We start from the raw sequence: 11,700 nt of genomic DNA on the forward strand, positions 1-11,700 counted from the left end.
GATAATGTCCACACAACCAAAATTAACACGTTTTAATCAAAATGTATTGTCTAAGTATCAGATATACAATAGTATATTTATGACCTTGCCGTTTGATGCAGTTACGAAAACAGGAGCGCTTTTGCCGCTGTTTCATGAAACTTGCCAAAAGGGATTTGCAAATCAAGATAATCCAACAGCTATAGTAGATTCATTTTTTAAAAAATACCAAGCCAGACGCTCTTCTGAGAGTCAGGTGAATTTGTTATTTCGATTTATTCAATATATCGAAAGACAGGTCGTTTTATTCGATGCTATTGAAGATGCCGCTTTTCCAATTGTTAATAATATGGATGGCATCGGTACACTGAGAAGTTTGAAAGAAACTGTTTCAGCAAATAATAAGTTAGAGACTCTTCAAAAATATTTAGAAGAATTTAAAGTAAGAATTGTTCTAACAGCCCATCCAACACAGTTTTATCCAGGTTCCGTTTTAGGGATTATTACGGATTTAACGGAAGCGATTCGTGAGAATGATCTCTTAAGAATTAATGATTTATTAGCGCAATTAGGAAAAACACCATTTTTTAAGCACGAAAAGCCATCTCCTTTTGACGAGGCTGTGAGTTTAATATGGTACCTAGAGAACGTATTCTATAAATCTTTTGGAGGTATATACGATTATATTCAACAGAATATATTTGATGGAAAACCAATTAGTAACGATATTATTAATATTGGTTTCTGGCCAGGGGGTGATAGAGATGGAAATCCTTTTGTAACACCAGAAATTACGTTGAAGGTTGCAGGAAGATTACGACTTTCAATTATTAAAAATTATTATAGAAACGTAAGACAATTAAAACGAAAGTTAACGTTTCAAGGTGTCGAAGATCGTATGGGTAATTTGGAGCGTGAGCTTTATAGTATCATAACGAATGAATCTTCCGATTTAACTTTAGAGTATTTCGTTTCAGAATTAAAAGCGGTAAAGCAAATTATTATCGATAAGCATCAGTCTTTATATGTTGATGAGTTGAATAGTTTGATTAATAAAACACATTTATTCGGATTTCATTTTGCGAATTTAGATATCAGACAAGATAGCCGAAAACACGAGCAGTTTTTTAATGATATGGTAAATGCGTTGCTTGATAACGGTAGTGCTATATTTCCAAAAAATTATCACGATTTACCAGAACGTGAGCAAATTCAAATTTTATCTAAAGTTGAAGGTTCTGTTGATTTATCTTTAATAAAAGATGAAGAAACCTTAATGGCTTTAGAGACGATTAAGGCCATAAAAACCATTCAAGAAACAAATGGTGAGCAAGCTGCAAACCGTTATATAATTAGTAATAACCAATCGACTTTGCATGTTATGCAATTGTTTGCAATGTTAAAATTAGTGGCATTCCAAGACAATTTAACGGTTGATATTGGGCCATTATTTGAAACCATTACCGATTTAGAGAATGCGCCAAAAGTGATGGAGGAATTATATTCTAATCCTGATTACGCGAAGCATTTAAAAGCAAGAGGAAACAGGCAAACCATTATGCTTGGTTTTAGTGATGGTACCAAAGATGGTGGTTATTTAATGGCGAACTGGGCGATTTACCAGGCTAAGGAAAATTTAACCAGAGTGTCTAGAGAACATGGCATCAAAGTGATTTTCTTTGATGGACGTGGTGGACCGCCGGCACGAGGTGGTGGAAAAACGCATAATTTTTATGCGTCATTAGGTCCGACAATAGAAGATGAAGAAGTACAGTTAACGATACAAGGTCAGACGATAAGTTCTAATTTTGGAACTTTAGAATCTGCACAATATAATTTAGAACAATTGATTAGTTCTGGTATTGGTAACAGTTTAAACGATGCGGATTTAAGCATGCAGCCAGAAAACAGGGAGGTTATGACTGATTTAGCGAATCGTAGTTATGAGGCGTATGTGAATTTCAAAGCGCATCCAAAATTTATTTCCTATTTAGAACATATGAGTACGCTTAAATATTATGCGAAAACAAATATTGGTAGTCGTCCGTCTAAAAGAGGTAAATCGGAAGGTTTGGTATTTGAAGACTTAAGAGCGATTCCTTTTGTCGGATCTTGGAGTCAATTGAAGCAAAATGTACCAGGCTTTTTTGGAGTAGGTACGGCATTGAAACATTATGAAGATATTGGTGAGTTTGATAAAGCTCAGCATTTATTTAAAACATCAGCGTTCTTCAAAACTTTAATTGAAAACAGTATGATGTCTTTGTCTAAGTCTTTTTTCGACTTAACACGTTATATGTCTGAAGATGAAGAATACGGTGAATTTTGGAATGTGATTTATAAAGAATATGAAACTTCAAAACGTCTAATTTTAAAACTTACAGGTTATAGTGAATTGATGCAAGAAGAGCCATCAGGAAAAGCATCGATTGCAGTAAGGGAATCTATTGTATTACCGTTATTAACGATTCAGCAATATGCCTTAAAGAAAATTCAAGAGCTTGAAAAAGCTGAGGTACGAGATGAAGAGCAGATTAAAATCTTTGAGAAGATGGTAACACGTTCTTTGTTTGGGAATATAAACGCGAGTCGTAATTCAGCATAAAAACAAATAGTTTGTAATATTATAAATCCTCAGGAGTTTTAAACTTCTAAGGATTTTTTTTATGCAACTATATTAAAGCAAAAACCCTCGAAGGTTAGGCTTCGAAGGTTTTCATTCTAACAACTAAATTAATTATCAATTTAAACTCATGTGAAAGAATGCAACACGTTAATTAGCGTTCTCTTTTTCCTGGGTAGGCAATTTCACCGTGTTCTGAAAGGTCAAGTCCAACTAGTTCCTCTTCTTCACTAACACGAAGACCCATTGTAGATTTTAATATTTTTAGAATAATGAATGACAGTCCAATAGACCAAGCAGCGTAAGCTAAAACACCAGTTGCCTGAGCGCCTAATTGCGTAAATCCACCTCCATTAAATAGGCCTATTCCAGTTTCACCGTCAATTCCCCAAAGGCCAATAACGATTGTTCCCCAAACTCCGGCAACACCGTGAACAGAGGCAGCACCAATAGCATCATCAATTTTAAGTTTTTTCTCAATAAATTCTATAGAGAATACAACGATAATACCTCCAATTAAACCGGCTAAAAGGGCGCCTAATGTAGACATGTTTCCGCAACCAGCAGTAATACTTACTAGGCCGGCTAATGCTCCGTTTAAAGTTTGTGGTAGATTTGGTTTTCCGTACCAGATCCATGTCGTTATTAATGCGCCTAAACCACCGGCAGCTGCTGCTAAGTTTGTTATTAAAATAACATTAGAAGCTGCGATAGAATCGTCACCTCCCCAAGCTAGTTGAGAACCTCCATTAAAACCGAACCATCCTAACCATAAGATAAAAACACCTAAAGTTGCTAGTACTTGGTTGTGTCCTGGAATTGGCATTACTTTTCCATCAATATATTTTCCTATTCTTGGTCCTACCATGTAAGCAGCAACTAAAGCAGCCCATCCACCAACAGAGTGTACAATTGAAGATCCTGCAAAGTCAATGAATCCGAGTTCGGTTAACCAACCAGATCCTTGCCATTGCCATCCACCAGCAATAGGGTAGATTAACGCGGTCATTACGATTGAAAATATAGCGTAAGTAGAGTATTTTGTTCTACCTGCAATAGCTCCAGATACAATAGTTGCGGCTGTAGCAGCAAACATAGTTTGGAATAATAAATCAGCTCCTTCACCTTGCATTAAGCCACTCCAGAAAAACCATCCGTTAGATGTGTCACCGTACATTAAAGAATAACCAACAAACCAATAGGTTAATGAGCCCACACAAATGTCTAGTAAATTTTTCATTGCGATATTGGCGGCATTCTTGGATCTGGTCATTCCAGTTTCAACTAGCGTAAATCCAGCTTGCATAAAGAATACTAGAATGGCAGAAATCAGCATCCAAAGCATTCCCATGTCTCCATTTATTGCGGCAACGGCGGCTTCGACTTCGGTAGGTTCAGCAGCATCTTGTACTGCTGCTAGAGTTGGGAGTATTGTTAAAAAATTATATATCATAATAAATGTGTTAGTTAGTGTTGTGGTTTAGAATGTGTAGATTGCAGCTAAAGTAAATGCGCTTAAGCTACTGGCTGCTAAGCCATCATTGTCTACAACATTACCGTAAATACCTCCATCTGCATCGGTTAAAGAATCTAACCTAAACTCTGGTTTAATGATTAAGTTACTATCAACAGTATAACTACCTGTTAACGTTAATCCTATTACGCTAGGATAATCTACGCTATCTTCATCGCCATGTAATGCAAAGTACTCACCTCTTAATCCAATGCTAAAATCATCAGATGTAGCATATTGTGGATATAATGCAGCTCCGTAAAAACCACTTCCGTCATTGTCATTGTATGCAGCGTTGATTCCTAAGAAAAATTCATCAGATACATCAAAACCACCTGTATAATCAACTTCAAAACCTAATCCGCCATTGTTGCCACTATCATAGTAAAGATTTAAGTATTGACCAGAATATCCTAATTGAGCTCCAAATGAATATTCACCTGTAGTAGAAGTATTGTTAGTATCCCAAGGGTTCATAACCGCTAACATTAAACTAAAATCATCAGATAAAGCAAAATCTGCTTTTAAGCCCATGTGTGAAAAAGGGCCACTAGAGAATAAGTAAGATGTACTGTAGTTAAAGTTTGCTGCTGGAGCTATAACTTCGTACCCTAAAAATGTATTAAAACGTCCCATTGTTAAAGTGGTCGTTTCTGAAACATTCCAGTATACGTAAGCTTGATTTACAATACCATCAACAATATCACTATTAAAAGTTGCGCTAGCACCTCTTGGTCCTGTAACTAAATCAAGAACAGCACCCACTTTACCACTTTCGTAGCTAGCAATGATGTTACCCATTCCAAAAGCAAAACCTGTTTGATCTGCAAAAGCAGTACCGAAAGACGCTCCAACGTCATCAGGTGCAGATATATAAGTTTGGTAATAAGCATCTACACTTCCAGATAATGTGAATTTTTTTTCAGCTTCAGCTTCAGTAGAGTCCTGTGCAGTTAAAACTATTGACATTAATAGTAACGTTAATGTGAAAATTTTCTTCATAATAAAAATATTTAATATAGTTAGTTCGCTTCAAATCTATATAATCTTTATTTATGCCCTATAAAAAAACGGGTATAAAATGTAATTTTTATGAATATAAAGTTTTATACCCTATAATTTTTGGGGTGATAATAAAATAGATTGATTTTTTTGATATATCAATAATTTCGTTTTGATTAAATTGAGGTTAAAAGGCTTGTTTTGTGAGTTATTTTTAATCTTTTATTATTTTCGAAAACGTTTTAGCAATAAATGAGGTTTTTTGTTGAATAATTTTCATTAGCTAATTATTAGAATTTGTAGTTATTATTGCAATATTTTCATTTAGAATGCACTTAACTATCGATATGAGAAAAGTGTTTCAACTATTTTCATTATTAACTTTATGCATATATATTAGAGGAGTAATAAGGTGTAAAAACCTTTAAATTTTTTGAAAATATGTTTAAGAAGCAAGGGCTATATTCACCAGAGTTTGAACACGAAAATTGTGGTGCAGGATTTATCTGTAATCTAAAAGGGGAAAAGACAAATCAAATTATACATGACGCCTTAGAAATCCTAGTAAAATTAGAGCATCGTGGAGGTGTAAGTGCTGATGGAAAAACAGGAGATGGAGCAGGTTTATTAATCGATATTCCACATGCTTATTTTAAACGCGTTTGTGGTTTTAAAGTACCTGTAAAAGGTAAGTATGCTGTAGGGATGGTGTTCTTGCCAAAAAACAGAAATCAATATAAATTTTGTAAGGATACGTTCGAGAAAGAAATCATCGCACAAGGACTTACTGTTATAGGTTGGAGAGAAGTTCCTGTAGATTCTACGCAACTTGGAGAAATAGCATTGGCATCAGAACCAAATATAGAACAGCTTTTTGTTGGGAAATCTAATGAGGTTTCTGAAGCTGATTTTAAAGCAAAACTATATGCAGCACGTAAGATAACAGAACATACGGTTCGTAAATCTAAAATGTCTCAAAGCGCTTATTTCTACGTGTCTAGTTTGTCAATGAATACATTGATATATAAAGGTATTATTATGCCCGAAGATATTGGGCCGTATTATAAAGATTTACAAGAAGATGATTTAGTCACACGTTTAGCATTAGTGCATCAGCGTTTTTCTACGAATACGATGCCGACATGGGAATTGGCACAACCATTTCGATTTATGTGTCAAAATGGTGAAATCAATACATTGCGTGGTAATGTGAGTCGAATGCGTGTTCGAGAAGAAATTATGAAAAGTGAAGTCTTCGGTCCACAAATAGATAAATTATTTCCAATCATTCTGCCAGGAAAATCAGATTCTGCGTCTATGGATATGGTGGTAGAATTGTTAACACACACAGGAAGGTCATTGCCCGAAGTGATGATGATGATGATTCCGGAAGCATGGGAAAAACATGCAACAATGTCTCCAGAACGAAAAGCATTTTACGATTATAATGCTTGTATTATGGAGCCTTGGGATGGACCCGCTTCTGTGCCATTTACAGATGGAAATTATATTGGAGCACTATTAGATAGAAATGGTTTAAGACCATCGAGATATACAGTTACAAAAAGTGGTAAATTAATCATGTCTTCAGAAATTGGAGTTGTTGATATTGCACCAGAAGATGTAGAAAGTCATGGCCGTTTAGAGCCAGGAAAAATGTTCTTGGTAGATATGAACCAAGGTCGAATAATCAATGACGAAGAAATAAAAAGTAAGATTGTTAAAGAAAGACCATATCAAGAATGGTTAGATAAAACGAGATTACATTTAAAAGATATTCCTTATACAGGAGAAACATGTCCAATTGAAACTTTAGATATCAAAACAAGACAGCGTTTATTTAATTATACGTTCGAAGATATTCAAGAAGTTATTACACCAATGGCTATAAACTCTAAGGAAGCTTTAGGTTCTATGGGAACTGACACACCTTTAGCCGTTTTATCAAACAAACCACAGATCATTTCTAACTATTTTAAGCAATTATTTGCTCAGGTTACCAATCCACCTTTAGATGGAATTAGAGAAGAAATTGTAACCGATATTAGCTTGTCATTAGGTAAGGATAGAAATATTTTCAGCATTACAGAACGCCAATGTCGAAAATTAAAAATTCAGAATCCTGTAATCTCAAATGATGATTTAGATAAAATCCGACATATTAATGTGGAAGGCTTTAAAGCTGAAACCATAGAAATGTTGTACCAAAAAGATAAAGGTCTTAATGGATTGGAGGATGCTTTAGATACTATTATTGTTCAAATTGAAAAAGCATTATTAAGAAAAACAAATATTATCATTCTATCTGATAGAGGAGTAAGTAAAGCTATGGCGCCAATTCCGTCTTTATTAGCGTGTTCTTATGTAAATCATCAAATGAATCGTTTACGTAAGCGTTCGTATTTTGATATTATTATTGAATCAGCAGAACCACGTGAGCCACATCATTTTGCGACTTTATTTGGATATGGTGCAAGTGCTGTAAATCCTTATATGGTAAATGAAATCATCAGAGCGCAAGTAAAAGAAGGCTTCATTACGGGAATGGATGAGCAAAAAGCAGTAGATAACTTCAACAAAGCTATTGGAAAAGGTATTTTAAAAGTGATGAACAAAATAGGAATCTCTACATTACATTCTTACAGAGGTTCTCAGATATTCGAAATCGTTGGTTTCAACTCACAATTTGTTGAAAAATATTTTCCATATACAGCTTCGCGAATTGAAGGTATAGGCTTGTATGAAATCGAAAAAGAAATTGATAAGCGCTACAAATATGCCTATCCAAATACAGAAGTTGATAAACGTTTAGGCTTAAATATTGGAGGGGATTACCGTTGGAGACGGAATGGAGAAAAGCATTTATTTAACCCTACAACGGTAGCAAAATTACAACAAGCAGTTCGTTTAAGTGATCAGGCTAGTTATGATGTTTATGCAAAAACAATTAATGAACAGTCTGAAAATTTAATGACTATTCGTGGCTTATTCGAATTTAATAATATTGACCCCATTCCTATTGAAGAAGTAGAACCTTGGACAGATATTGTAAAACGATTTAAAACAGGGGCCATGTCTTATGGGTCTATTTCTCGTGAAGCTCATGAAAATTTAGCCATTGCGATGAATAGAATTGGAGGAAAATCTAATTCAGGTGAAGGAGGAGAAGACCGTAAACGTTTTCAGCCCGATGTTAATGGAGATAGTAGGAATTCAGCTATTAAGCAAGTTGCTTCTGGTCGTTTCGGTGTTACTTCTCACTATTTAACAAATGCGAAAGAGATTCAAATAAAAATGGCTCAGGGTGCAAAACCAGGAGAAGGTGGTCAGTTACCTGGTGAAAAAGTATTACCATGGATTGCTGCAGCGCGTAACTCAACACCATTTGTAGGTTTAATTTCGCCACCACCACATCACGATATATATTCAATAGAAGATTTAGCACAATTAATATACGATTTAAAGAATGCAAATCGTGAAGCTAGAATTAACGTAAAACTTGTTTCAGAAGTTGGAGTGGGTACTATCGCAGCTGGTGTTGCAAAAGCAAAAGCAGATGTTGTTTTAATTGCAGGTTACGATGGCGGAACAGGAGCATCGCCTTTAACCTCATTAAAACATGCGGGTTTACCATGGGAACTTGGTTTAGCCGAAGCACAACAAACTTTAGTACTGAACAATTTAAGAAGTAGAATTGTAGTTGAATGCGACGGACAATTAAAAACAGGTAGAGATGTAGCGATTGCCGCATTATTAGGTGCAGAAGAATTTGGTTTTGCTACAGCACCTTTAGTCGCTTCAGGATGTATTATGATGCGAAAATGTCATTTAAATACGTGTCCTGTCGGAATCGCAACACAAGATAAAGAGTTGCGTAAAAACTTTAAGGGCACACCAGAACATGTGATTAATTTCTTCTATTATATAGCAGAAGAATTGCGACATATTATGGCAGAATTAGGATTCCGATCTATGTCAGAAATGATTGGTCAAACGCATAAAATAAATGCGAATAAAGCCATCAAACATTACAAAGCTAAAGGCTTAGATTTATCTTCAATTTTGTACCGACCAGAAGCTTACAGTAAAATGACAGTTAAGAATACTGAAAAGCAAGATCACAATCTAGATAATGTTTTAGATTTTACGATTCTTAAAGATTCGCATCGTGCTTTGTATAGAAAAGAACAAATGACATTGTCGTATCCCATAAAGAATACGAATAGAACGGTTGGAGCTATTGTGAGTAATGAAATTTCAAAAATATATGGTCATTTAGGTCTGCCAGAAGATACGTTGAATATCAATTTCACAGGTTCTGCAGGTCAGAGTTTTGGTGCTTTTGGTGCTCATGGATTAACGTTTAAACTTGAAGGAAATACAAATGATTACTTAGGGAAAGGCTTGTCTGGTGCTAAGTTAATAGTTAAAAAGCCTAGCAAAGCAAGTTTTAAAGCGGAAGATAATATCATAGTTGGTAATGTTTGCTTATTCGGTGCGGTTGAAGGACAAGCGTATATTAACGGAATTGCCGGTGAACGTTTTGCAGTCAGAAACTCTGGAGCAATTGCAGTTGTAGAAGGTGTTGGTGATCATTGTTGTGAATATATGACGGGTGGAAAAGTCATTGTTCTTGGTAAAACAGGTCGAAATTTTGCAGCCGGCATGAGTGGAGGTATTGCCTATGTTTATGATCCTGAAAACAAATTTGTAAACGGCTTATGTAATACGGAAACAATAGAATTTGAAAAAATCTTGAAGAAAGACGCTAATGATTTAAAAGGTATTATTGAAAAGCATGTACAATATACAGATAGTCAATTGGGTGAAAGATTATTGGCAGATTGGGAAATAAGCTTGAAGAATTTTGTTCGCGTTATGCCTACGGAATACAAACGTGCTTTAAAGCGTTTAGAGACAGAAGAACAAATGTTTGAAGAATTAGAAACAGTATAATTCAATAATCAGATTGTCTTAGAAAAAATAAATTTACAGTAGAATTAAAATTAGAAAGTCAGGGTGAAATTCCTGCTTTCGCCGGAATAAAATGGGAAAAGTAACAGGTTTTAAAGAGTTCGAAAGAAAAGATGAGTCCTACAAGCCAGTAAAGGATCGTGTGAAGCATTATAATGAATTTACGGTGCCTTTAAAGGATAAAGACATGACAGAACAAGGGTCGCGTTGTATGGATTGTGGAATTCCGTTTTGCCATAGTGGTTGTCCGCTGGGTAATTTAATTCCAGACTTTAATCATATGGTACACCAAGGCGAATGGCAAAAAGCGTCTTGGATATTACACTCAACGAATAACTTTCCGGAGTTTACAGGTCGTTTATGTCCTGCTCCTTGTGAACAGGCTTGTGTGTTAGGTATTATTGAAGATCCGGTTTCTATAGAAAATATTGAAAAAAATATTGTCGAACGTGCTTTTAAAGAAGGGTGGATTAAACCGCAACCACCTAAAACAAGAACAGGAAAAACAATTGCCATCGTTGGTTCTGGCCCTGCAGGTTTAGCAGCTGCTCAACAATTAAATAGAGCAGGACATTTAGTAACCGTGTTTGAACGCGATGATGCTATTGGAGGATTATTACGTTACGGTATTCCAAATTTTAAAATGGAAAAAGGTATCATAGATCGTCGTTTAGCCATTTTGGAAGCTGAAGGTATTGTGTTTAAAACTAATGTAAACGTTGGTGTGAATTATGATGTAAAAGATTTAAAAAAGTTTGACGCTGTTGTACTTTGTGGTGGCGCAACAGAAAGACGAAGTTTGCCAACCCCAGGTATTGATGCTGATGGTGTAGTACAAGCTATGGATTTTTTAACGCAACAAACTAAAGTTGTTTTCGGACAGAAAATTAAGGATCAGGTTTTAGCAACTAAGAAAAATGTTATTGTTATTGGAGGTGGAGATACAGGTTCTGATTGTGTTGGGACATCCAATCGTCAAGGAGCCAAATCGGTAGTTAATTTTGAAATTATGCCAAAACCACCAGGACATCGTTCGCCAGCAACACCATGGCCATATTGGCCATTACAATTAAAAACGTCATCGTCTCATAAAGAAGGTGTGGAGCGTAATTGGTTAATTAACACCAAAGAATTTATAACGGATGCTAAAGGAAAACTTACAGCAATAAAAACGGTAAATGTAGAATGGGAAATGGTGCCAGGAGAACGTCCTAAATTAATAGAGATTGCGGGTACGGAAAAAACATGGCCTTGTGATTTAGCATTATTAGCTTTAGGTTTTACGGGGCCAGAATCTACAATTGCAGACCAACTAGGTTTGGAAAGAGATGTAAGGTCAAACTATAAAGCAACCTATGGGAAATATCAAACCAATATTTCAAATGTGTTTACTGCAGGTGATATGCGAAGAGGACAATCATTAATAGTCTGGGCAATTTCTGAAGGTCGTGAAGCGGCTCGTCAAGTGGATATTTACTTAATGGGTAAATCGGATTTGGCAACTAAAAATGAAGAAGGAGATTTAATAGGATTATAATTTAATAATACTTCTGCTGCTATAAATTTTAGGGTAGTCTTTTACTAGAGTAGAATCTAAAAAGCATCTGTT

At 35.4% G+C, this 11,700-nt stretch carries 5 protein-coding genes; 3 read left to right on the forward strand and 2 right to left on the reverse strand.

The window, feature by feature from the left end:
- Window positions 1–4 precede the first annotated feature (4 nt).
- The gene (locus BLT80_RS05240) at window positions 5–2,584 is read left to right on the forward strand and encodes a phosphoenolpyruvate carboxylase (RefSeq protein WP_092466508.1); all 2,580 of its coding nucleotides are present in this window, start codon (window positions 5–7) and stop codon (window positions 2,582–2,584) included.
- A 172-nt stretch (window positions 2,585–2,756) separates the two neighbouring features.
- On the opposite strand, the gene BLT80_RS05245 is transcribed toward BLT80_RS05240, so the two are convergent.
- Window positions 2,757–4,052 carry an ammonium transporter gene (locus BLT80_RS05245; RefSeq protein WP_394331385.1) on the reverse strand — a complete coding sequence of 432 codons (1,296 nt, stop codon included), beginning with the start codon at window positions 4,050–4,052 and terminating at the stop codon, window positions 2,757–2,759.
- Between the two features lie 30 nt (window positions 4,053–4,082).
- Window positions 4,083–5,117 (reverse strand): outer membrane beta-barrel protein, encoded by a 1,035-nt coding sequence (locus BLT80_RS05250; RefSeq protein WP_092466510.1) that lies wholly within the window; start codon window positions 5,115–5,117, stop codon window positions 4,083–4,085.
- Between the two features lie 441 nt (window positions 5,118–5,558).
- On the opposite strand from BLT80_RS05250, the gene gltB reads away from it, so the two are divergent.
- Window positions 5,559–10,073, forward strand: a complete 4,515-nt coding sequence (gene gltB, locus BLT80_RS05255) for a glutamate synthase large subunit (RefSeq protein ID WP_092466511.1) — start codon at window positions 5,559–5,561, stop codon at window positions 10,071–10,073.
- 91 nt (window positions 10,074–10,164) lie between these two features.
- Complete coding sequence (locus BLT80_RS05260; protein WP_092466512.1) at window positions 10,165–11,628, forward strand: glutamate synthase subunit beta; 1,464 nt, start codon at window positions 10,165–10,167, stop codon at window positions 11,626–11,628.
- Window positions 11,629–11,700 lie beyond the last annotated feature (72 nt).

The sequence above is a fragment of the Winogradskyella thalassocola genome, from assembly GCF_900099995.1.
GTDB classification, from domain to species: Bacteria; Bacteroidota; Bacteroidia; order Flavobacteriales; family Flavobacteriaceae; genus Winogradskyella; species Winogradskyella thalassocola.

Coding starts and splice junctions, on each gene's coding strand:
- BLT80_RS05260 (WP_092466512.1), top strand. CDS start 10,165: ATGGGAAAAGTAACAGGTTTTAAAGAGTTCGAAAGAAAAGATGAGTCC.
- BLT80_RS05250 (WP_092466510.1), bottom strand. CDS start 5,117: ATGAAGAAAATTTTCACATTAACGTTACTATTAATGTCAATAGTTTTA.
- BLT80_RS05240 (WP_092466508.1), top strand. CDS start 5: ATGTCCACACAACCAAAATTAACACGTTTTAATCAAAATGTATTGTCT.
- gltB (WP_092466511.1), top strand. CDS start 5,559: ATGTTTAAGAAGCAAGGGCTATATTCACCAGAGTTTGAACACGAAAAT.